Raw genomic sequence first — 21,626 nt, 5'->3', positions numbered from 1 at the left:
CGGAAGCCGGCCCGCTGCGAGGCCAGAGTCGGGTGGGGCGGCCCCGCAAGTGCTGTGCACGTCTCCGGCGGAGGAAGAACCGGACCGTGCAGATAAAAGATATTCAAAGAAAAATATTAAGTAAAATATCGTTTTTCTCTCATGCCCATAATAATTTTTTATAGGCATGAATGCCGCGAGACAATGCGGAAACGCCGCCGGCTAGGCTGATGGGCAGGCCGCCGGCCGGCAGCTATCGGCGCCCAGGTCGACGCCGCTGGATCTCTCCTGGCAGACCGACCCCGGCGCCGATATTCTCGATCGCCATGCCCCGGAGCGCCGGCAGGTCTGCCGCGCCGCCGGCGGCAAAGGCCTGCTGCATCCATTCGACGGTGATCGCTTCAGCGCTGTCGGGAAGCGCGGGCTTTTGCGCCATGCCATCCTGCTGCCGCTGGTTGCCGGCGTCGCAGGCTAGCACGGGCCGCCGCGACGGACCGCGGAAAATCGGACCGCAGAACCGTCGGGCCAACGGCCTGCCCGCGCGCCGGATTTGCCGCCGGCGTCCGGGATTGATATTTCTCCGGAAACATGGCGAAGAGATACCGGCAAGCTGGCACCGGAGCCCGATCATGCAGAACGTCCTGTCTTTCTTCGGCCGGATAGCCGGCCTGGCAGTCCTGCTGGGCTGTGCTGCCCGGACGGTGCTTGGGGCGGAGTTGCCGCCCGTCGAAACGCTGCAAAGGCTGATGGCCGATCCGGCGCAGGCGGTGCGGGTCTATGAGCCGCATCTGAGCGTCGGCGACAGGCATGTCGCGATCCGTTACGTCGGTTACCCGGCCGTCGCGGTTTTCGAACGTATCCTCGGCAAGGATTGGCAGAGCAAGGGGGAAACGGTCGAATTCCGCGCCCTGGACGGCTTTGTCTCCCGGCTTCCCGTCCGCCGCTTTCTCAGAGTACGCGCTTATCTGGTCTTCGCCCGGCAGGACGGCGCCCCCTTTACGGTGAACAATCTCCAGCAGAACGAGAAGGACGTGCCGCTCGCGCCCTGGTACCTGGTCTGGGACAATATCGCGAACCCTGCCCTGATCGCCGAGGGCGCCCGCAACTGGCCCTACCAGGTGAAAGAGATAAGTCTCGTCACCTTGTCCGACGCGGCGCTGCTGCCGAAAGGCCTCGACCCCCGCTTCCGGTCGGGCGCCGCGCTGGTGAAGACCCATTGCCTGCAATGTCACAAGGTCAACGGTTTCGGCGGCGAAAAGTTCGAGGGCAACCTGGCGGAGATTACGAAGAACTCCGACAGGGCGGATTTCCTGCGGCTGCTCCTGGTCCCGGCGTCCGAGCGCGAGGGCGCGACCATGCCGGCGCTGTCCGACCGCCTGCCCGAAGCCGAACGCCGCCGCATCGCCCGGGCGATCTTCGATTATCTCCGGGCGGTGCCGGTCCTGCCTTGACCGATTCGCCTGCGCAACCGGTGTGCCGGAGAGGCGGCGGCGGGAGCGGGCCGGAGCGGAAAACGATTCGGGCGACCGGGTTTCCGGCCTGTCATGTGAAGTGTCATGAAATGTCATGTTCTGTCATGATTCGTCATGCCGGATGCAGAGGCGCCGGCGGTGGCCGGCCCCGGCCGCCGGCGGAGGCCCGACGACCCCGATGCGGAAGTCTCGCCGCCGTCATGGCCGATGCGACAGGCCAAGCCGGCGCTGCCCGCCGGATCCAGATTTTCACGTTTTGTTTTGATCGTTCATATATCCAATTCCGCCTAATCCATTGAAATTTATCCGTTTTTTGTCTGACCGAAAATTAAAACAGACCGGTCCTTCTATCGTGTTTTTTTGCACACGGGCCTCTCCTTTCGAGGCTGCATCGCCGGCCCAAAAAGTAATTTTGTTCATATAATGTTCCAAGAACGGAGCGTCAAGTATTGTTTTGCGGAGTCGCCGGCGGCGTCAATATCGAAACATGAAAGGCCGGATGGGTGGCCCCGGCCGCCCTGTCGCCTGCGCCGGGCTTGCGCTAGAATGGACAGGTTCCCGGCCGGTACGCCGCCGTTCGTTCGATCCCGCGCGCAGCCCATGATCCGCGTCCAAAAGGAAGATTTCGATCCGCAGGCCGAGGCCGCCGCGCTCACAGCGGGGCGGACGGATATCGGCGGCATCGTCACCTTCACCGGCCTTGTCCGCGAGTTGATCGACAACGACGGCCGGCCGGCGGCGATCTCGGCCATGACGCTCGAGCACTATCCCGGCATGACCGAGAAGATGCTGACCGAAATCGAGGCCGAGGCCAACGCGCGCTGGCCGCTCGCCGCCAGCCTGATCGTCCACCGCTACGGCCGGCTGGAGCCGGGCGACCGGATCGTCTTCGTCGCCACCGCCTCGGCGCACCGCCATGCCGCCTTCGAGGCCAACATGTTCCTGATCGACTGGCTGAAGACCAAGGCGCCCTTCTGGAAGCTCGAGGACAGCGAGGCCGGCCCGGCCTGGGTGGCCGCCCGGGGCAGCGACGACGAAGCCGCGGAGCGCTGGCGGTAGGGCGCTGCGCGTCCCTCCTACGGCTCGCCCTCTGCCGTATCCCCGTCGGCCAGATCGGTGCGCACGGCGTCCTCGACCATGCGGGCCGGCGGCGCGGGCAGGCTGCCGTCCTTCCCTTCGCCGAAATAGAGGGTGACGTGGGGGAACGGAATCTCGATGCCGCGTGCGTCGAAGGCCGCCTTGACGCGCCGGTTCATCTCGCGCCGCACGCCCCACTGGAAGCCCGGCCGGCACTTGAAGCGCGAGCGGATGACGACGGCGCTGTCGCCCAGCTCCTGGAGGCCGGCGACTTCCAGTTCCTCGACGATATGGTCCCGCCACTCCGGGTCGGCGCGCAGGGCTTCGCCGGTCTCCCGGATCACGGCAATCACCGCATCGACATTCTCGCTGTAGCCGACGCCGTAATCCAGCACGGCGTAGGAATAGTCCTTGGTCAGATTCTCGACATCGTCGATCGAGCTGAACGGGATGGTGTGCTTGGAGCCCGAATAGCCGCGCAGGGTGACGGAGCGGACGGACAGGTCCTCGACGACGCCGCTGCGTCCCGCCACTGTCACGAAATCGCCGATCGCCATGCTGTCCTCGACGATGATGAAGATGCCGGTGATGACGTCCTTCACCAGAGTCTGCGCGCCGAAACCGACGGCAAGGCCGAGCACGCCGGCGCCGGCCAGCAACGGCCCGATATCGAGGCCGATTTCCGACAGCACGATCATCGCCGCGATCACGACGATGGAGATCAGCAGGGCTTTTTCGACCATCGGCAGCAGGGTGCGCATGCGCTGGGCGCGCGAGTCCTCGCCGGCCTCGTCAAGCCGCAACAGGTAGCGCGCCGCCGCCGTCTCGATCAGTTCCCACAGAATGAAGGCCCCGACCGTCACCAGCAGGACGACCAGCACGGCGCGGACCAGTGCTCGCCCGGCCGGAGTCTGCAGCAATTCGGCGACACCGAAGCCCCAGACATCGAGGATGGCGAGCAGGGCAACGGCCAGGATCGCACCGAACAGGGTGCGGCGCACGGCCGCCAGGTAGCGGTTGGCGCGTTGTTGCAGGCCGGGGTTCTTCTCGAGGAGCGCGGCCTCGATCCGGAACAGGCGGTCGAGCAGCCGGCCGAGCCCGGCGATCAGCGCCGCCGCGGCCAGCAGGATGACGGCGCTCAGCCCCGTAGCCTGCGCCATGAAGCCGATACCCCCTTCGACGTCGAGCAGCCAGACGAACAGGCCGGCCAGCACATAGACGATGGCCACGACATGCCACAGGTCGCCCAACCGGCCGAGAGCCCGGCGCATGCCACGGACCGGATTCGCCGGGTCGCTATCGGCGGCCGGCGCGCCGCGCAGCCGCTCGGAGACCGGCCGGCGGTTCTGCAGAATCAGCACGATCAGCATGGCCGCGACGACGAGGCCGAGCAGATGGAGCAGCGCGGCATGGGCGCTGCCGGGCAGTTCGAACGCTGCGAGCGCTTCCAGCACGACCGCGCCGTAGACGACGGTGTTCGCCAGCCGGCGCAGCCAGACGTAAAGATAGGCGGCTGCCCCGTCGGAAAGCGGCAGCAGGCGCAGGCTGCCAACCCGCGGAGCGAGCACGGCGCGGCCGGCGGCCAGGATGGCCCGGACCAGCACGAAGCCGAAGATAAGGGTGAGCGCAACCCGGGCGGTCGTGGCGCCCGGCGCGAGCTGCGGCAGCACGGCATAGGCCGCGGCGGCCAGGGCGGCGACGGGCAGCAGGTCCAGCATGGTGCGGATCGCAAGGCCGCCGGCGCGGACGGCGAGCGCCTCGCTCTCCCGGTCTTCGACCCGCCGGCGCGGTCCGCGGAGCAGGAGCCGCATCAGCCATTCCGCAAGCAGGCCGAGCAGCAGCGCCAGTCCGGTTTTCCACACGCCGCCGATCAGCGCCGCACGCTCCGCTTCGCCCGCGAGACGGCTGCGCAGCCACTTCCAGGCGCTCGGCAGGTCGGTGGCGATACCGGCGAGATCCTGGAGGCTGCCGGTCAGCGTACGCGCCCGCTCGGCGAGGCGTTCGACCAGCATCGGTTGGGTCCGCGGCGAGGGGCCCTTCGCCGTCTCCGCCGCCTTCTGCGCTGCAATCAGCGCCTTGAGCTGCGTCAGGAGGCGTTTGCGCTCCTGCTCGTCCTCGATCGTGGCGACCAGTTTTTCGAGCGCCGCCCGGTCGATTTTCTGCGCGCCTGCCGCCGGCGTTTCCTGCGCTGTCGCCGGAATCGCCGCCAGCCCCTGCGCCAGCAATATTGCGGCACAGGCAGCGCCCAGAAGGGACAGCAGGCTAAGGCGAAGGCGGTGGAACATGGTCCGGAACAGGCGTATCTTTCCAAAGGTTCCGGCACGATCCGGCGGCGGCAGCATAGCAACCGCAGCGGCGCCGGCAAACCGCCTGCAACGAGGCGGTCCGCCGGCAGGCCGGTCAAACCCGGAGGCGAAGCGATACCCGATGTCGGTGACAATCTGGCATAACCCGCGCTGCAGCAAATCGCGCCAGACCCTCAAGCTGCTGACCGATCGCGGCATGGCGCCCGCTATCATCGAATATCTCAAGACTCCGCCGGATCCGGCCGAATTGCGCAACGCGCTGGCAAAGCTGGGTATGGCGCCGCGCGACCTGATGCGGCGCAGGGAACCGCCCTACAAGTCCGAGGGCCTCGACGACGAGAGCCTCCCGGACGATGCCCTGATCCAGGCGATGCACGATCATCCCGTCCTGATCGAACGGCCTGTCGTCTTCGCCGGCGGCAAGGCCGCACTCGGACGACCGCCGGAACGGGTTCTGGACATCCTGTAGCGCCCGGCCGATATCGTGGCCGTCACATCGGCAACGCAATCCGAACGGCCCGGCCGGCAATCGGCCGCAGTTACGCTGGGCGGCGAACCGGCGCTGCTCGACGGCTCCGGCGCCCTGGTCCTGCCGGAGCGGCGGACCGTCGTCTTTGCCGACCTGCATTTCGAGAAGGGCTCCGCCTATGCCGAACGCGGCGCCCTCCTGCCGCCCTGGGACAGCGCCGCCACGCTCGAGCGGATGGAGGCGGTGCTGGCCTGCCATGCGCCGGACCGGGTCATCTGCCTCGGCGACAGTTTTCACGATACCGGCGGCGGCGGCCGCATGGCCGGGCCGCTTGCCGGCCGGTTGCGCCGCCTGGCCGACCGTTACGACTGGATATGGATCACCGGCAACCACGATCCGGAAATTCCCCAAGGCGCCGGCGGCTGCGCCGTCGATCGGTACAATCTGGATGGTTTGCTGTTTTTGCATGAACCCGAGGAACAGGGACCGGACGAGCGGGCCGGCAGGTTTCACATCTGCGGCCATTTCCATCCCAAGGCGCGTATCAGGGCCGGGCCGCGGCGCGTTACCCGGCCGTGTTTCATCGGCGATGAAAGGCTCCTGATCCTGCCGTCCTTCGGCGCATTTACCGGCGGTCTCGACATCATGAACCCGGCGATCGCCCGGTTGTTTCCCGGCGCATTTACGGCCTGGCTGATCAGCAACGGCGCGGTCTACGCCTTCCCGTCCACCCGGACGCGGTTCCTGCCGTTCGAAACCTGAGGCCGGCTTTCGATCCGCGCATCCGGACGCGCCGTTCCGGAATTCCGGGCCGGGACAGGGAATCCCTGCTATGAACGGCGCAGCCCGACCGACGGCAGCGCAGGTCCACATGGCCCTGCCGCCCGATCCAGGATTTGCCCTGTGGCCGAGAACCCCAACCGGATCAAACCCTCTACCGCCGCTGCCGGGCTCGGCCGCGACAGCGCGGTGATCGGGCTGGTCTGCACGGCCCATTTCTTCAGCCATTTCTACATTTTCGCCATCCCGCCGATGCTGCCGCTGATCAAGGCCGATCTCGGGGTGAGCTATACGGAAATGGGGCTGCTGCTGACGCTGTTCAGCCTGGCGTCCGGCGCGGCGCAGTATTTCATGGGTGTACTGGTCGACCGGATCGGCGCGCGCTGGGTGCTGACCGGCGGCATGACGCTGCTCGCCGGCGCCATCGCCATGATGGGCGTCGTGCCGGTCTACGGCGCGCTGGCGGCGTTTGCGCTGGTTGCCGGGCTGGGCAACAGCGTGTTTCATCCGGCGGACTACACGATCCTCGGCGCCCGGGTGCGGCCGGGCCGGGTCGGCCGCGCATTCAGCTTCCACACGTTCGCCGGCATGGCCGGTTTCGCCGCGGCGCCGGTTGTCATGACCTTTCTGGCAACAGCTTGGGACTGGCGGACGGCCTTCGTCATCGTCGGCATGGCCGGCCTGCTGATCGTCGCGCTGCTTCTGAGCCAGATGCGCCTGCTGGACGAACGCGGGAGCAGCGAGCCTGCCCTGGCCCGGACGCCGTCGGGGCTCGGTCTGCGCGCCGTCGTTTCGCCTCCGGTCATGTACATGTTCCTGTTTTTCTTCGTCGTCGCCCTGGTGTCGCTGGGCATGGCGGGCTTCATGCCCGCGGCGCTCACCACATTGTTCGGCATGGGACTCGTCGAAGCCAACCTGATCCTCACCGGGTTCCTGGCAGCGATGGCGGTGGGCGTGCTGTTCGGCGGCTTCGTGGCGGACCGGATGCAGCGGCTGGATCTGGTCGCCGGTGTCGGCTTTGCCTGCGCGGCGGCGGCGCTGGTGCTGGTTGTGCTGACCCGGCTGCCCTATCCGGCCATCCTCGCCGTCTTTCTCTTCGCCGGCTTCATGATCGGCATGATCTCGCCGTCGCGCGACATGATGGTGCGCAACATCTCCCCGCCGGGCGCCAGCGGCCGGGTCTTCGGTTTCGTCAGCGTCGGCCTCGATCTCGGCGGCGTGGCGGCGCCGGTCTTCTTCGGCTGGCTGATGGACCGCGGCCTTCCCGAAGGCGTGTTTATCGGCGCTGCTGCAGTCCTGATGGTGGCGATCGTCGCCGGGGCCGGCGCCAACCGCACCGTCGCCCGGCCGGCCGCGGCAGCAGAATAGGGCCGCGCGGGCGCGCTCCCCGCCGCCACGGCTGCGCGGGCGGCTATCCGGTTGCCGCCCGTCCTGCCGAAACCGCCGTAAACCGCCGGTTCATGCCCATGTTCCACAGGCCGGCCAGATGGCCGATGGTTTCGTCTTCCGAAGGGAAGCCGGTTTCCTCTGCCAGGGCTTTCGCTTCGACCTGAACCGCCGCGCGCCGGCGGTCGAGGAGTGCTGCGAACCGCCGCCGCGTCCCGATCCGGGCAAAGGCGGGCTCGCTCCCGACCCGGGCGCGGACCAGCGCCGTGTCGTGGTCGAGGCCGAGCAGGTCGCCGAGGCGCCAGAGCGCCAGGATGCGCGCGTCGAGGGTTCCCGGCGCCAGTTTTCTCAGGATGCGCAGATGGTTGCGGTGATACTTGATGCGCTTGCGCCATTCGTGCAGCGCGAGGACGGTGCCGGCGCGTTCGACCTCGGCCGCCGCGGCGAGCACCCGGCCATAGGTATCGCGCAAGCCCGGCTCCAGGGCCTCGAAGCCGTCGGCCCGAAAGCTCCAGTCGGCGATCCCCAGGCGGAATTTCAGCAGCAGCCAGTGCGCGTTGTCGAGCCGGCCGTCCAGGTCTGCGTCGTCCCCGGACAGCAGGGCACGACGGCGGCGGGTCATGCTCGCGCGGATCGGCCCGAAGCGGCGCCCGTCGAATCTCCGCGTCACCGCCCCGGCGAAAGCCGCCATCTCCCGGTCGTAGACCGCCAGGGTGACATCGGCATCGCGCAGGCCGGAAAATGCCGCGGCAATATCCCGGAGCGCGGCGTTGGCCGGCTTGTACAGGCCGGCCTCTTCCAGCGGGCCGCGCGCCAGCCGCAGCACGGCACGCACCTTCTTGCAGCGCTTGCGCATGGCGTAGACCGCGTCGGAACGCGGCGTGGCCGGGTTCTCGATCGTAACCAGGGCGCGGTCGAGCTGCTCCAGCGCAATTCGCTGGACGGCGTCGGACACCGGTTCGGCCGGGAGGATGGCGTAGGGCAAGCTGGCGTCGGGCGTGGTCGAAAGGCGCGCGATTTTACCACAGCGGCCGGAAGCGCGACAGCGGCGCCGGGCACCGGTAGTGAGTCAGTTTGACTTTTCGTGTCGACCGGAGCCGATCCCCTGTCCGTCATTTCGACCGAAGCCCCGGATTCATCCGGGGCGGAGCGGAGAAATCTTTCACCTGCGGAGCAAGGTCCAAAGCATTGTACCGGAAAGATTTCTCCCCTTCGACAGGCTCAGGCCAAGCTACTCCGCGGCTGCGCCGCTCCGGTCGAAATGACGGGGAAGGAACAGGTTTGGTCCGGCGTCGTAAGTCAAACTGACTCACTGCCGAACAAAAAGGCCCGCACCGGAGTGCGGGCCTTTTCTTGTCTGAGCCGTCGAAGGACGGCGCCGGTGGACAGGGACTAGAAGTCCATGCCGCCCATGTCGGGCATGCCGCCGCCCGGCGCGCCGCCGGCGGCCTTCTTCTCCGGCTTCTCGGCGACCATGGCTTCGGTCGTGACCAGCAGGCCGGCGACCGAGGCCGCATCCTGCAGGGCCGCGCGGACGACCTTTGTCGGGTCGATGATGCCGGCCTTGACCAGGTCCTCGTATTTGCCGCTCTGGGCGTTGAAGCCCCAGTTGGCGTCCGCGTGCTCCATGATCTTGCCGGCGACCACCGAGCCGTCCTCGCCCGAATTCTCGGCGATCTGGCGAACCGGCGACTGGATCGCCTTGCGCACGATGTTGACGCCGACGCGCTGGTCGTCGTCTTCCACGTTAAGCGCATCGAGTGCGGACATCGAGTTGATCAGGGCGACGCCGCCGCCGGCGACGATGCCTTCCTCGACCGCGGCCCGGGTCGCGTGCATCGCGTCGTCGACCCGGTCCTTCTTCTCCTTCACCTCGACCTCGGTGGCGCCGCCGACCCGGATCACCGCAACGCCGCCGGCCAGCTTGGCCAGCCGCTCCTGCAGCTTCTCGCGGTCGTAATCAGACGTGGTCTCTTCAGCCTGCTGGCGGATCTGGCCGCAACGGCCCTCGATCTGCTCCTTTTCGCCGGCGCCGTCGACGATCGTGGTCTCTTCCTTGGTGATCTCGACCTTCTTGGCCGTGCCGAGCATGTCGAGGGTCACCGACTCGAGCTTGATGCCGACGTCCTCGCTGATCACCTGGCCATCGGTCAGGATCGCGATGTCCTCGAGCATGGCCTTGCGGCGGTCGCCGAAGCCCGGCGCCTTGACCGCAGCCACCTTGAGGCCGCCGCGCAGCTTGTTGACCACCAGCGTGGCCAGCGCCTCGCCCTCGACATCCTCGGCGATGATGAGCAGCGGCTTGCCCGACTGCACCACGGCTTCCAGGACCGGCAGCATGGACTGCAGGTTGGACAGCTTCTTCTCGTGGATCAGGATGTAGGGGTCGTCCAGCGTCACCTTCATCTTCTCGGCGTCGGTGACGAAGTAGGGCGAGAGGTAGCCGCGATCGAACTGCATGCCTTCGACGACTTCCAGCTCGGTCTCGAGGGACTTGGCCTCCTCGACCGTGATGACGCCCTCGTTGCCCACGGTCTCCATGGCCTTGGCGATCATGTCGCCGACCTCGCGGTCGCCGTTGGCCGAGATGGTGCCGACCTGGGCGATCTCGTCATTCGACTCGATCGTCCGGGAGCGCGTGCGCAGGTCGTCGACGATCGCCGAGACGGCCAGGTCGATGCCCCGTTTCAGGTCCATCGGGTTCATGCCGGCGGCAACGGCCTTGGAGCCCTCGCGCACGATGCCGTGGGCGAGCAGGGTCGCGGTCGTCGTGCCGTCGCCGGCTTCGTCGTTGGTCTTCGACGCGACTTCGCGGACCATCTGGGCGCCCATGTTCTCGAACTTGTCTTCCAGTTCGATTTCCTTGGCGACCGTGACGCCGTCCTTGGTGATGCGCGGCGCGCCGAAGGCCTTGTCGAGCACGACGTTGCGGCCTTTGGGGCCGAGGGTGATGCGCACCGCGTCGGCCAGGATGTCGACGCCGTTCAGCATCCGCGTGCGGGCGTCGGTCGAGAATTTAACGTCTTTCGCAGCCATGGCTGGAGTCTTCCTCCTTGAAAGCTGGTGTTCAGTGGTTCGAACGGCCTACGGCGGTCTGCGCCGCCGGCGGCCGGGGTGTCAGTCTCAGGTTGCCGGTTGTCCGGCCGGAATCAGGCGGCCTTCTTGACCTCCGCGCCGTCCTCGATGATGCCGAGGATGTCGCTCTCCTTCATGATGATCAGCTCTTCGCCGTCGATCTTCACTTCGGTGCCCGACCATTTGCCGAACAGGATGCGGTCGCCGGCCTTGACGTCGAGCGGCGTTACCTCGCCCTTGTCGCTCTTGGCGCCGGAACCGGCGGCGATGATCTCGCCTTCCATCGGCTTTTCCTTGGCCGTGTCGGGAATGATGATGCCGCCGGACGTCATCTCGTCGTCGTCCAGACGGCGCACCAGAACACGGTCGTGCAGGGGACGAAAATTCATCTATTGCCTCCTTTCAGAAACAATGTCGCGTAGCTTGCGATCGGGTGATTGTCGGTTGAACCGGGACGGCGTCTGGCTTGCACTGACGGTAGGCCGGTTGTTGGCACTCCCTCCCGACGAGTGCTAACGCCGTTGCGACGCCCATTTAGGGGAACCCGCGGCCCTGTCAAGGCGGCTGTTTTGAAAAATTCGCCGATTCGGGCAGTCCGCCGCAGCCTTGACGGGCGTGACGGAAGGTCCGCAATTCCCTACACACGCCGCCGGAACCGCGCTATCCGGGACGGGCGGAATTTCCTCGGGAGCCTATCCATGACCATTCGGACGACCACGGACGCCGGCCGCGCCGGATATGCCGAGCAATACTATCCGAACGCCGAGACCCTGGGTCCGGACGAGATGCGGATCACGGCGCTCGGCACCGGCCGGCCGTTCCTGCGCCGCTCCCAGGCCAACGCGTCGTGGCTGGTCGAGCTCGGCAACGGCGACAAGTTCGTGTTCGATTTCGGCTTCGGCAGCCAGATGAACTTCACCGCACTGGAGATCCCCTACAACGACATTACCGCCTGGTTCGCGACCCATCTGCACACCGATCATGTCGGCGATTTCGGCCAGGTCTGGATCGGCAGCTGGGCCGGCGGGCGGCTCAAGCCGCTGGTCGTCTACGGACCGTCGAGCAACCGGCCGGAATACGGCTTCCGCCATTTCGTCGAGAAGCAGATGGAGAGCTACCGCTGGGACACCGACACCCGGGTCGGCTTCCTGCCCGCCGTCGGCGCCGAGGTCGAGATCAACGAGTTCGACTATTCGACGGTCCACCCGGTCTACGAGCAGAACGGCGTGACGATCACCAGCTTTCCGGCCGTACACATCTACGACGGGCCGGTCAGCCTGAAGCTGGAATGGAACGGCCTCAGCTTCGTCTATTCCGGCGATACCACGCCGAGCAGCTTCATGATCGACAACGCCAAAGGCGTCGACGTGCTGGTCCACGAGACCTTCAACACGGTCGGCCAGTTGATGGAGCGCTCCGGCTACGACGAGCGCACCGCCCGCGGCATCGGCACCATCGCCCATTCCGACCCCGGCGAGGCGGCGCATGTCATCGCGCAGTGCGATCCCCGCCTGTTCGTCGCCTTCCACTTCTTCAACGATTTCGACACGGCAGGCGAGATGGAGGCCGAGATCCGCAAGCACTGGCAGGGCAGGCTGGCGCTGGCGACCGATTTCATGGTGATCAACGTGACCGCCGAGCATGTCGTCACCCGGATGGCGCGGGTGTCGGAGCATGTCTGGCCCAACAAGGCGCGCCACGGGGGCTTCGGCAAAGCCGAACGCAAGGAGCGGATGGTCATGTCGGACTGGCTGCGCGAAACCCAGGTGTTCCCGAAGTTCTGAGGCGCCTCACAGCACGGCTTGAAGCGCTTGGCGCACCTCCGGGGTCCAGCCGACGGTGATCGTGCCGCGGGTCGCATCGATGACCGGGCGCTTGATCAGGGCCGGGTGGGCTTTCAGCAGGGCCCGCGCCTTCCCGGCGTCGAGGCCGGCCCGGTCGTCTTCCGGCAAGTCCCGCCAGGTCCGGCTCTTCCGGTTGAGCAGCGCCTCCCAGCCGACGGCGGCGATCCAGGTATCGAGTTCCGTATCCGAGAAGCCGTCGCTGCGGACATCGCGGAACTCGTACCGGAAGGCGCGCTCCCCCAGATAGGCCCGCGCAGCCCGGCAGCTGTCGCAATTCTTCAGGCCGTAGACGATGACGGTCGCCATGAGCTGTCTCCTAACCGGGTTCTGCGCCGGCCGCACCGGCCGCTTCGTGCCCTGTTCCTCCCGCTGTTTCCTGCGCCGGAGGGCGTTTGTCGAGAGGGAGTTGCACCGTTGCCCGCAGGCCGGGCCCGGCGGCGGCGAGGGTGAGGCTGCCGTCGTGCAGCCGGGCGACCGCATCGACCAGGGCCAGTCCGAGCCCGGAACCGCCGGTCGTCCGGCTTGAGTCGGCCCGGTAGAAGCGCTCGCGCGCCCTCTCCAGCGCCTCGCCGTCCATGCCCGGCCCCCGGTCGCGCACGGTAAAGCGCACGAATTCGCCGGCCGTATCGAGATCGAGGTCGATCACCGCCGTCTGTGCCGGATCGCCGGCCCCGGCGCCATATTCGATGGCATTGTCAAGCAGGTTAGCGCAGGCCTGGAACAGCATGTCCCGGTTGCCGTGGAAGGTAACGGGCCGGTCGGGCAGGGCGCGCGCCAGCGTTGCGCCGGCTTCCTCGGCCAGGGGCTCGTAGAGGTCCGCCACATCCTGCAACAGGGTGCGAAGGTCGACCGGCTCGAAACTCCGTTTCGGCGCACCGGAATCCGCCTGGGCGATGCTCAGGATGGCGCTGAAGGTCGAAAGCAGACGGTCGGTCTCCGCCAGCGCTTCCTCTGTCAATGCCTTCCTGCCGCTTTCCGGGAGCGAAGGCGACAGTTGCCGCTCCAGCCGCTGGCGGATCCGGCCGAGCGGGCTACGGAGGTCGTGGGCCAGGTTCTCCGACACTTCGCGCATCCCGAGAAACAGTTTCTCGTTCTGGGCCAGCATGGCGTTCAGGCTTTGCGCCAGCCGGTCGAATTCGTCGCCCCGGCCGGTCTCCGGGACCCGGCGGGCGAGGTCGCCGGCCATGATCTCGCGGCTCGTCCGGTTGATGCTGTCGATCCGGCGCAGGACCAGCCAGCTTAGCAGGCCGCCGGACGCGACGGCGAACAGGATGGCGACGATCCCGGCCAGGATCAGCGTCTCGCGGGTCCGTGCGGTCACCCGCTGCTGCTCGCGAAGGTCGTGGCCGACCAGCAGGTAGAGGCCGCCCTGCAGCCGGAACATGCGCCCGCGGGCTTCGCCCCTGACCCCGGCCGGGCTGTCCGCCGCGCCGCCGCCGCGGAACGCGAAGGTCACCCAGCGGCGGGCGTCGGGCTCCTCCTTCGGCCATGCCGCGACATTGCCGGCCAGCCGCTTGAATTCGCGATCGACGACCAGATAGATGGCGCCCGGCCGGCTGCGCTCGCGGCTCCGGCGCTCGACGGCGCGGATCAGCCCGACCGGGCCGAACTGCCGGTATTGCTCCGACAGGCCCTTGATCTCGGCGTCGATCGTGGCCTCGACCTGCCGGGTGACGGCTTCGACGGAGGAAAAATACAGGGTGGCGACGACGGCGACGGCCGCGATCCCGAAGATGGCGCTGGCCAGCAGCGAAAGCTGGAAGACCCGCGATCTAATCAGCCGGATCGGGAACACGGATGCTGTACCCGGCGCCGCGCACCGTGTGGATGAGCGGCCGCTCGAAATCCCTGTCGATCTTCTGGCGCAGCCGGCTGACATGCACGTCGATCACATTGGTCTGCGGGTCGAAATGATAGTCCCAGACATGCTCGAGCAGCATCGTGCGGGTGACGACCCGGCCGGCATGCTGCATCAGATATTCCAGCAGCCGGTATTCCCGCGGCTGCAACTCAATCCGCCGGCCGTCGCGGGTCACCTCCCGGGTGAGCCGGTTGAGTTCTAGGCCCGCCGCCTGCAGGACGGTTTCTTCCCGGTAGGCGTCCCTGGGCCGCCGGCCCAGCGCCTCGACCCGGGCGAGCAGTTCCGAGAAGGCAAAGGGCTTGGTCAGATAGTCGTCGGCGCCGGAGCGCAGGCCCTCGACCCGGTGGCGGACCTCGCCCATCGCGCTCAGGAACAGGACGGGCGTGGTCCGGCCCGCGCTGCGCATCGTCTCGACGATGGTCTTGCCGTCCACCTCCGGCAGCATCCGGTCGACGACCGCGACGTCGAAAGGTTCGCCGACAGCCCTGACGAGCCCGTCGTGGCCGTCTCGGGCCAGGGTCGCCGTATGGCCGGCCTCCTGCAGACCCTTGGCGACATAGTCCGCGGTTTCGGCGTCGTCTTCGATGACCAGGATTTTCATGGCGCCGGTTATACCCGGCCGGGATGGCCCGATGAACAGGCTTCCCGGCCTCTCTTCATCGAAACGCCCGCATCGGCCCGCATCGGCCCGCATCGAAAAGCCGGAACGAGACGAGCCCCGGACGCCGGCGGCGAGGAGGAGACCGCGGCATCCGGGGCTCCCGAAACGCCCCGGGGAAGTCGCCGGCCGGAACCGGCGGGAGAGGGAGGCGTTGCGAAGCTGTTCCGCCCTCAACCGAAATTGACGGCGACGAAGACCGGATTGCCGCGCCGCAGGATGCGGAGCAACACCGCCTCCCGGCCATCGCGACGCGCCCGGTCTATGCGGCGCTTCATGGCGTCGGGCGTGGCGACCTTGCCGCCGTTGACATGGGTCACCAGGTCGCCGGTGCGCAGGTCCTTGGCAGCGGCCGGCGAGTCCGGCCGGACCGCCAGGACCACGACGCCCTCGGCATCGCGTTCCAGCCCGAAGCGGCGGCGCAGTTCGTCATCGGCCGGCGCGACCGAAAGGCCGAGCTCGGCCGTTTCCTTCGGCGCCGGGTCTACGCTCGCCGAGGCCTGCTGGGTGCCGCTCTCGGCAACGAGCACGGTCAGGGACTTGCGGCTGCCGTCGCGCCAGACGACCGCGTCCACCGACCGGCCGGCTTTCGTGAAGGCAACCTTCCGCACGAGGTCGCGGATATCCTTGACCTTCTTGCCGGCCCAGCCGACGATCACATCGCCGGTTTTCACGCCGGCGCGCGCGGCCGGACTGTCCGGCATCACGATGGCGACCAGCGCGCCGCGCGGCTTGTCGAGGCCGACCGCCTTGGCAATGTCGTCCGAAACATCCTGAATCTGCACGCCCAGCCAGCCGCGGCTGATCTTGCCGCCGCTCTTGAGCTGCTCGATCACCCGCTGCGCCGTATTCGACGGAATGGCGAAGCCGAGGCCGACGCTGCCGCCGGTCGGCGAATAGATCGCCGTGTTCACGCCGACGACCTTGCCGTCCATGTTGAAGGTCGGCCCGCCGGAGTTGCCCTTGTTGATCGGCGCATCGACCTGGAGAAAATCGACCAGCGCCGCGCCGCCCAGGCTGCGGCCGCGGGCCGAGACAATGCCGGCGGTGACCGTGCTGTTGAGGCCGAAGGGGTTGCCGACCGCCATGATCCAGTCGCCGATGCGGGTCTTGTCGGAATCGCCCCACGCGACATGCGGAAGCGGCTTTTCGGCCGTTACCCTGAGCAGCGCCAGGTCGGTCTTGGCGTCGTGGCCGACCACCTTTGCGTCGAGGCGTTTCCCGCCATCGAAGATCACCTCGACTCGGGTTGCGCGGTTGACGACATGGTGGTTGGTGACGATGAAGCCGGACGGATCGACGACGAAACCCGAGCCGACGGCGCGGAAGCGGCGCGGCGGCCGGGCCGGGCCGCCCTCGCCCGGACCGTCGAAGAAACGGCGGAAGAATTCGTGGTAGGGCGAGCCTTCGGGAAACGGGTTGCGGAAATTCGGCGAAAAGCGCCGGTCGTTCGGCCCGCTCTTGCGTTCCACCGCAACGCTGACGACGGCCGGTTTCACCCTGGCGGCAAGATCGGCGAAGCTCTGCGGCACGCCGCGCGCCTGGACGCTGGCCGGCAGCGTCGCGAAGGCGGCGAGCGCCCCGGCGCCCAAAGTGAGAATCAGGCCTCGTGACGGCGTTCGCCGTTGCCTTCCGGCACGGGCGCGATCGGCCAAAGCTGTGGTCATGGGGAGGCCTCCTGTTCGCATGATCGGGCGGTGAAGGCGCAATTCGGGCACCTCTTCCTGACAGGCAATATAGGTCGCCCGGCCTCTCTTTCCGCTGAAAGAAACATTAACGATCGGTAAGGTTGTGCGTCGCCGCTCGCGGCCCTGCCGGTTTCCTCTGCGAACAGGCGCTGTCCGCTCCCCTTACCCAAGGGAATTCCTCTGAGGAAGAGCAAAATCGCCACCGAATTCCCCTTGTGGAGGGGCTTGTTGCGGCCCTTGGCAGTCTTTGGGGATCGGTGCCCGTGGATAAGACAAAAGACATGTTAGATGAATATGAAAGGCTTGACGTCACCCGACAGGGCAACGATATTCAGTACCGGAGGCTTTGGGGCGCTTCGGCGCCTCATTGCCTTTTTTGTGCCATGTCGTCCGTGCGTTCCGATCTTGTCCGCAGATCGGCGATATGCGCGAAGCTCCAGATCTCGAATTTGGGGTTGCCCATTCGGTTGCGGGTCGTCCGGTAGCGCAACCCGGCAACTTGTCGGGCGTAGGCATTCAGTTCCGATCTCGCCGGTTTCGTCATCTGTGCCGTTCGGAATCCCCATGAAACGACATACGCGATGAGGTCGGCGATCTGTACGCCTGTCGTCAGGTCGCTGTGAACGAAGAACGGTTCCGGCACGACCGACCTCGAGCGGTGACGCCCGACTGCCGTTTCCGAAAAATATCGATGGGTTTGGTCGATCAGAAGATGGCTTTTCGACTTTTCCAGTTCATCGAAGACGACGATGCCCTGCTCGGGGACGGACTGGTCTTCAAGAAAGTAGAAGAACCGTTCGAACAGGTAGGCGTAGTCCTTTCTTAGTCCTCCACCGGCTGTCGGCCGGGCATCGGTTTCGATAATGCTGGCGAAAGCATGGCAATCCAGTTCGGCGCAGATATCGAAGACCGACGAGACGTAGCGGAGCTTGGCTAGCGCCAAGGCCTTCAGCATGTGCACGTCGGCGCTGGCGCCATCGTCCAGCGCCGCCCGGGCAAGCCTCGGAATATCGGCCTCTTTCACCTCCGCATTCAAAGCCTCGTGATGAAAGACCTTTCTCTTCAGTGGGAGCGAACCCTTAAGTTCACGATGCCCGTCGCTGTACCGGCGACCGAAGAAGCTAACTTCGGCATCGTGCAGACTGCGAATGACGTCCCAGAGGACGCTGTCCCGAATCGCGATGCCAGCCAGCACTTCGTAAGGGGAGGCGACCCTGTCGTGGCCGCTCTCGTCAATGAACAGGAACCATGCCATTGGGTGATCGTTACTGTGGCCCAGGGCAGCAGGCAAGCAGCGAACCTGACTCGCGCCATTTGTGTCGGTCCGGAAGGAGCTAACCGGCGTTTCTGAGCCGAAGCCGATCGGTTAGGGTGACGCTTTGCTTTTTCTGCCGGATTCGGCCCGCGGCCTTTTGCAGAGGAATCCGCGGCGTGGGGCAGGGTGGCCGTCCTGTCGTTGGGACATTGCAGCCCTTCCGGCGCTTCCCGGCGTTGCTATATTCCGTTCGAAGTTCGGAAAAGTTCAGCCGTTGCCCGAGGTTCCCATGACCGACTACCGCGCGCCCGTGCATGACATGCGCTTCGTGCTCGACCATGTCGCCGGCCTGCCCGGCATCGCCGCGCTGCCCGGCTACGAGGAAGCGACCGGCGACCTTGTCAACGCCGTACTTGAAGAGGCCGGCCGGCTGGCCGCGGAGGTGGTCGGGCCGCTCAACCGGCGCGGCGACGAGGAGGGCGCGGTCCTCGAAAACGGTGTGGTGCGGACCCCGGCGGGCTTCCGCGACGCCTACCTGAAATTCGTCGAGGGCGGATGGAACAGCGTGCCGTTCGATCCAGAGATCGGCGGCCAGGGCCTGCCCTGGGCGCTGAGCACGGCGGTTTCCGAGATGTGGGGCGCGGCGAACACGAGCTGGGCGCTCTGCCCGATGCTGACCGTCGGCGCCATCGAGGCGATCGGCGCCCACGGCACGGACGAGCAGAAGGCGACCTACCTGCCGAAGCTGGTGACCGGCGAATGGACCGGCACCATGAACCTGACCGAACCGCATGCCGGCTCCGATGTCGGCGCCCTGCGGACGAAGGCGGTGCGCGACGGCGGCCGGTTCCGCATTCACGGCCAGAAAATCTTCATCACCTTCGGCGACCAGGACTACACGGAAAATGTCGTCCACCTCGTGCTCGCCCGGATCGAGGGCGGGCCGCCGGGTGTGAAAGGCATATCCCTGTTCCTCGTGCCCAAGGTGCTGGTCAACGACGACGGCTCCCTCGGCCCGCGCAACGATCTGCGGCCGGTCTCGCTCGAGCACAAGCTCGGCATCCACGGCAGCCCGACCTGCGTCATGGCCTATGGCGAGAACGACGGCGCGGTCGGCTATCTGATCGGCGAAGAGAACAACGGCATGGCCTGCATGTTCACCATGATGAACAACGCCAGGCTCAATGTCGGCGTCGCCGGGCTCGCAACGGCCGAGCGGGCGTGGCAGCAGGCAAGGGCCTTCGCCATGGAGCGGACCCAGGGGCGGGACATCGCGACCGGCGAGCAAAACGTGCCGATCGTCCGCCACCCGGACGTGCGCCGGATGCTGATGGACATGAAGGCGAAGACCGAGGCCATGCGCGCCCTGTGCTACTACACGGCCGGCCGGATGGATGTCGCCAGGAGGCACCCGGACGCCGAGGTGCGCGATGAGGCCCAGAGCGAGCTCGACCTGCTGATCCCGGTGGTCAAGGCCTGGTGTACGGACACCGGCTGCGACGTCGCCTTCACCGGCGTGCAGGTGCATGGCGGGATGGGCTTCATCGAGGAGACAGGGGCCGCCCAGCATATGCGCGACGCCCGCATCCACCCGATCTACGAGGGCACCAACGGCATCCAGGCCAACGACCTGATGGGCCGCAAGATCCTGCGCGACGGCGGCGAGGCGGCGCTCGGCTTTATCGCCGGCATGGCCGCGGACGCCGCCGGCATCGCCGCCTCGGGCAACCCGGATGTCGCGGCGACGGGCAGGGCGCTGTCGTCGTCCGCCAAATCCCTGGGACAGGCGACGGACTGGATGCTGGCGACCGGTCCGGCCGATATCTGCAAGGCTTCGGCCCACGCTGTGCCCTATCTCACCCTGTTCGGCAACACGGCCGGCGGCTGGCTGATGGGCAAGGCCGCAGCGGCGGCCGTCGCCGAGGGCGCGAACGGCGCCAACGGGGGCGGAAGCGCCTGGTGCGGGGCCAAGATCAAGACGGCCCGCTTCTATGCCGATCACGTCCTCAGCCGGTCCGGCGGCCTGCTCGCCGGCATCGCCGACAGCGGCGATACGGTGATGGCGCTGGCGGAAGACCAGTTCTGAGCGCGCCGGCCGATCCCCCGCCCGGTCCCGCGGCGGCCGGGCAGACCATGACGGCGGACGCCGCCGCAACGCATCTGCTCGCCGAGTTGTGGGACGCCGGCAATCTTTCGGACGTCCGCGCCGTCGAGGAGGCGCTGGTCCGCGCGGCGCGGGCCAGCGGCGCCACGGTCCTGCACAGCTACATGCACCCGTTCGGCGCGCAGAAGGGCGTTTCGGGCGTCGTCGTGCTGGCCGAATCCCATATCGCGATCCATACCTGGCCCGAACGGGGCTATGCCGCCGCCGACGTGTTCATGTGCGGGGCCTGCGATCCCTACCGGGCGGTCGCCGTGTTGGAGGAGGCCTTCGCACCGGGCCGGATCGAAATATCCGAACACCGCCGCGGCGCCGGCGGCTGAGCGGCCCGACGAACGGGCCAATGACCGGGGCGCCGATGGACTGGTTCGACGAGACGCTGCATGACGGCATCCGGCAGTCGCTTACCGTCGACCGGCTCCTCCACCGCGAACATACCGGACTGCACGACCTGGCGATCTTCGAGAACCGGCTGTTCGGGCGGGTCCTGGCCCTTGACGGCGCCATCCAGACCACCGAGGCCGACGAATATGTCTATCACGAGATGCTGGCCCACCCGGCGATCCTGGCGCGGAAAGCTGCCCTTTTCAGCGATCCCTGGGGCAGCTTCAGCGATCCCGGGGGCAGCGGTCCGGAGGACGGGCTGGACGTCCTGATCGTCGGCGGCGGCGACGGCGGCTGCCTGCGCGAAGCGCTGCGCCATCCCGAAGTCCGGGCGACGCAGGTCGAGATCGATCCGCGCGTGGTGGAACTGGCGAAAGCCTGGCTGCCGGCGCTCTCGGCCGGCGCGTTCGACGATCCGCGCGCCGAACTGGTCATCGCCGACGGCGCCCGCTTCGCCGCAGAGACGGGCCGGCGCTTCGACGTCGCGATTATCGACTCGACCGATCCGGTCGGCCCCGGTGTCGCCCTGTTCACCGAAGACTTCTACCGCAACTGCAAGCGCTGCCTGAAGGAGGGCGGGGTGCTGGTGACGCAGAATGGCGTGCCGTCCCTGCAGGGCGACGAAGTGACGGCGAGCCATACCGCGTTCCGCAGGCTGTTCGCCGACCCGGCCTTCTACCTGGCGCCGGTGCCGACCTACAATGGCGGCTTCATGGCGTTCGGCTGGGCGACCGACAATCCCGGCCTGCGCCGCTGGAGCGGCGCCACGATCCAGGACCGGATCGACGCCATCGGCCTGAAGACGCGCTATTTCAATGCGGACATCTTCGCCGCCGCCTTCGCGCTGCCGAACGACGTGCGCAGCCTGCTGCGCGCGTAAGGCGGCAGGCGCGCCGCGGTTCCGGCCGCCGCCGGATTCCGTAGCCATAAGCAAAACAGACCGGTACGTCTACTGTGTTTTTTTGCACCGCCGGGCGTCCGACAACAATATACTGCGGTCGCTTCTGTCCGAACCGCAATATATCGCGCTCCGGATAGAGGCATACATTCCTTTTGAAAAACTCCTCAAAAATAAATGAAAAATTCCCTAACTGTTCGGAACCGCCACGGCGATCCGGTCCGGGACAGGCCCGGACTGCCGGCTTGGACGGCAGGAAAGGGGAGGGCGCTCAGCCCGGGCGCATGTCTGCACAATGCTGCAAGGAAGATAGGGCTTTGCGCCGGACTGTCA

Annotated in this window: 19 protein-coding genes; 9 read left to right on the top strand and 10 right to left on the bottom strand. The window is 67.0% G+C overall.

What is annotated here, in order from left to right; genetic code table 11:
• Nucleotides 1–232 precede the first annotated feature (232 nt).
• Entirely contained in the window at nt 233–415 is a 183-nt protein-coding gene (locus tag OXM58_08230) for a hypothetical protein (GenBank protein MDE0148345.1), read from the bottom strand.
• A 193-nt stretch (nt 416–608) separates the two neighbouring features.
• Here OXM58_08230 and OXM58_08225 point away from each other — a divergent pair, with 193 nt between their 5' ends.
• Entirely contained in the window at nt 609–1,430 is an 822-nt protein-coding gene (locus tag OXM58_08225; protein MDE0148344.1) for a cytochrome c, read from the top strand.
• A gap of 621 nt (nt 1,431–2,051) precedes the next feature.
• On the top strand, nt 2,052–2,510 hold the full coding sequence (locus OXM58_08220; GenBank protein MDE0148343.1) for a molybdenum cofactor biosynthesis protein MoaE: 459 nt from the start codon (nt 2,052–2,054) through the stop codon (nt 2,508–2,510).
• A 17-nt stretch (nt 2,511–2,527) separates the two neighbouring features.
• Here the strand turns inward: OXM58_08220 and OXM58_08215 are convergent, their stop codons facing one another.
• On the bottom strand, nt 2,528–4,813 hold the full coding sequence (locus OXM58_08215; GenBank protein ID MDE0148342.1) for a mechanosensitive ion channel: 2,286 nt from the start codon (nt 4,811–4,813) through the stop codon (nt 2,528–2,530).
• Nucleotides 4,814–4,955: 142 nt separating this feature from the next.
• On the opposite strand from OXM58_08215, the gene arsC reads away from it, so the two are divergent.
• The 3 genes from arsC to OXM58_08200 all read left to right on the top strand — a co-directional run bounded on the left by arsC (nt 4,956) and on the right by OXM58_08200 (nt 7,451).
• Entirely contained in the window at nt 4,956–5,303 is a 348-nt protein-coding gene (arsC, locus tag OXM58_08210) for an arsenate reductase (glutaredoxin) (GenBank protein MDE0148341.1), read from the top strand.
• Nucleotides 5,304–5,318: 15 nt separating this feature from the next.
• On the top strand, nt 5,319–6,065 hold the full coding sequence (pdeM, locus tag OXM58_08205; protein MDE0148340.1) for a ligase-associated DNA damage response endonuclease PdeM: 747 nt from the start codon (nt 5,319–5,321) through the stop codon (nt 6,063–6,065).
• Nucleotides 6,066–6,206: 141 nt separating this feature from the next.
• Entirely contained in the window at nt 6,207–7,451 is a 1,245-nt protein-coding gene (locus OXM58_08200; GenBank protein ID MDE0148339.1) for an MFS transporter, read from the top strand.
• A gap of 43 nt (nt 7,452–7,494) precedes the next feature.
• Here the strand turns inward: OXM58_08200 and OXM58_08195 are convergent, their stop codons facing one another.
• From OXM58_08195 to OXM58_08185, 3 genes are all read right to left on the bottom strand, one after another.
• A complete protein-coding gene (locus tag OXM58_08195; GenBank protein MDE0148338.1) occupies nt 7,495–8,454 on the bottom strand; it encodes a CHAD domain-containing protein in 960 nt (319 codons plus the stop codon).
• Between the two features lie 407 nt (nt 8,455–8,861).
• Complete coding sequence (groL, locus tag OXM58_08190) at nt 8,862–10,505, bottom strand: chaperonin GroEL (GenBank protein ID MDE0148337.1); 1,644 nt, start codon at nt 10,503–10,505, stop codon at nt 8,862–8,864.
• A gap of 113 nt (nt 10,506–10,618) precedes the next feature.
• Nucleotides 10,619–10,933, bottom strand: a complete 315-nt coding sequence (locus OXM58_08185) for a co-chaperone GroES (GenBank protein MDE0148336.1) — start codon at nt 10,931–10,933, stop codon at nt 10,619–10,621.
• Between the two features lie 309 nt (nt 10,934–11,242).
• Here OXM58_08185 and OXM58_08180 point away from each other — a divergent pair, with 309 nt between their 5' ends.
• Complete coding sequence (locus tag OXM58_08180; GenBank protein MDE0148335.1) at nt 11,243–12,328, top strand: MBL fold metallo-hydrolase; 1,086 nt, start codon at nt 11,243–11,245, stop codon at nt 12,326–12,328.
• 6 nt (nt 12,329–12,334) lie between these two features.
• On the opposite strand, the gene OXM58_08175 is transcribed toward OXM58_08180, so the two are convergent.
• From OXM58_08175 to OXM58_08155, 5 genes are all read right to left on the bottom strand, one after another.
• Nucleotides 12,335–12,694, bottom strand: a complete 360-nt coding sequence (locus OXM58_08175; GenBank protein MDE0148334.1) for a Spx/MgsR family RNA polymerase-binding regulatory protein — start codon at nt 12,692–12,694, stop codon at nt 12,335–12,337.
• A 10-nt stretch (nt 12,695–12,704) separates the two neighbouring features.
• The gene (locus tag OXM58_08170) at nt 12,705–14,183 is read right to left on the bottom strand and encodes a HAMP domain-containing sensor histidine kinase (protein MDE0148333.1); all 1,479 of its coding nucleotides are present in this window, start codon (nt 14,181–14,183) and stop codon (nt 12,705–12,707) included.
• A complete protein-coding gene (locus OXM58_08165) occupies nt 14,161–14,850 on the bottom strand; it encodes a response regulator transcription factor (GenBank protein MDE0148332.1) in 690 nt (229 codons plus the stop codon). Before OXM58_08165 ends, OXM58_08170 begins: the two co-directional genes overlap by 23 nt.
• Nucleotides 14,851–15,080: 230 nt before the next feature.
• Nucleotides 15,081–16,574 (bottom strand): Do family serine endopeptidase, encoded by a 1,494-nt coding sequence (locus OXM58_08160; protein ID MDE0148331.1) that lies wholly within the window; start codon nt 16,572–16,574, stop codon nt 15,081–15,083.
• 385 nt (nt 16,575–16,959) lie between these two features.
• Nucleotides 16,960–17,850 (bottom strand): DUF3800 domain-containing protein, encoded by an 891-nt coding sequence (locus OXM58_08155; GenBank protein ID MDE0148330.1) that lies wholly within the window; start codon nt 17,848–17,850, stop codon nt 16,960–16,962.
• A 289-nt stretch (nt 17,851–18,139) separates the two neighbouring features.
• On the opposite strand from OXM58_08155, the gene OXM58_08150 reads away from it, so the two are divergent.
• Genes OXM58_08150 through OXM58_08140 form a run of 3 tightly spaced genes read left to right on the top strand, consistent with a single transcriptional unit; the run spans nt 18,140 to nt 21,275 of the window.
• Nucleotides 18,140–19,936, top strand: coding sequence for an acyl-CoA dehydrogenase (locus tag OXM58_08150; GenBank protein ID MDE0148329.1), 1,797 nt, complete (start codon nt 18,140–18,142; stop codon nt 19,934–19,936).
• Between the two features lie 47 nt (nt 19,937–19,983).
• The gene (gene speD, locus OXM58_08145; protein ID MDE0148328.1) at nt 19,984–20,334 is read left to right on the top strand and encodes an adenosylmethionine decarboxylase; all 351 of its coding nucleotides are present in this window, start codon (nt 19,984–19,986) and stop codon (nt 20,332–20,334) included.
• Between the two features lie 20 nt (nt 20,335–20,354).
• Entirely contained in the window at nt 20,355–21,275 is a 921-nt protein-coding gene (locus tag OXM58_08140; protein ID MDE0148327.1) for a spermidine synthase, read from the top strand.
• The last annotated feature ends 351 nt before the right edge of the window (nt 21,276–21,626 follow it).

This window comes from Rhodospirillaceae bacterium (genome assembly GCA_028819475.1).
Lineage (GTDB): Bacteria > Pseudomonadota > Alphaproteobacteria > Bin65 > Bin65 > Bin65.
Note: the sequence above shows the minus strand (reverse complement) of the source record. Positions and strands in the feature narration are given on the sequence as shown.

What these genes read in the sequence shown, in the direction of transcription:
- OXM58_08230 (MDE0148345.1), bottom strand. Translation starts at nt 415, where the DNA reads ATGGCGCAAAAGCCCGCGCTTCCCGACAGCGCTGAAGCGATCACCGTC.
- OXM58_08225 (MDE0148344.1), top strand. Translation starts at nt 609, where the DNA reads ATGCAGAACGTCCTGTCTTTCTTCGGCCGGATAGCCGGCCTGGCAGTC.
- OXM58_08220 (MDE0148343.1), top strand. Translation starts at nt 2,052, where the DNA reads ATGATCCGCGTCCAAAAGGAAGATTTCGATCCGCAGGCCGAGGCCGCC.
- OXM58_08215 (MDE0148342.1), bottom strand. Translation starts at nt 4,813, where the DNA reads ATGTTCCACCGCCTTCGCCTTAGCCTGCTGTCCCTTCTGGGCGCTGCC.
- arsC (MDE0148341.1), top strand. Translation starts at nt 4,956, where the DNA reads ATGTCGGTGACAATCTGGCATAACCCGCGCTGCAGCAAATCGCGCCAG.
- groL (MDE0148337.1), bottom strand. Translation starts at nt 10,505, where the DNA reads ATGGCTGCGAAAGACGTTAAATTCTCGACCGACGCCCGCACGCGGATG.
- OXM58_08185 (MDE0148336.1), bottom strand. Translation starts at nt 10,933, where the DNA reads ATGAATTTTCGTCCCCTGCACGACCGTGTTCTGGTGCGCCGTCTGGAC.
- OXM58_08180 (MDE0148335.1), top strand. Translation starts at nt 11,243, where the DNA reads ATGACCATTCGGACGACCACGGACGCCGGCCGCGCCGGATATGCCGAG.
- OXM58_08175 (MDE0148334.1), bottom strand. Translation starts at nt 12,694, where the DNA reads ATGGCGACCGTCATCGTCTACGGCCTGAAGAATTGCGACAGCTGCCGG.
- OXM58_08165 (MDE0148332.1), bottom strand. Translation starts at nt 14,850, where the DNA reads ATGAAAATCCTGGTCATCGAAGACGACGCCGAAACCGCGGACTATGTC.
- OXM58_08160 (MDE0148331.1), bottom strand. Translation starts at nt 16,574, where the DNA reads ATGACCACAGCTTTGGCCGATCGCGCCCGTGCCGGAAGGCAACGGCGA.
- OXM58_08155 (MDE0148330.1), bottom strand. Translation starts at nt 17,850, where the DNA reads ATGGCATGGTTCCTGTTCATTGACGAGAGCGGCCACGACAGGGTCGCC.
- OXM58_08150 (MDE0148329.1), top strand. Translation starts at nt 18,140, where the DNA reads ATGACCGACTACCGCGCGCCCGTGCATGACATGCGCTTCGTGCTCGAC.
- speD (MDE0148328.1), top strand. Translation starts at nt 19,984, where the DNA reads ATGACGGCGGACGCCGCCGCAACGCATCTGCTCGCCGAGTTGTGGGAC.
- OXM58_08140 (MDE0148327.1), top strand. Translation starts at nt 20,355, where the DNA reads ATGACCGGGGCGCCGATGGACTGGTTCGACGAGACGCTGCATGACGGC.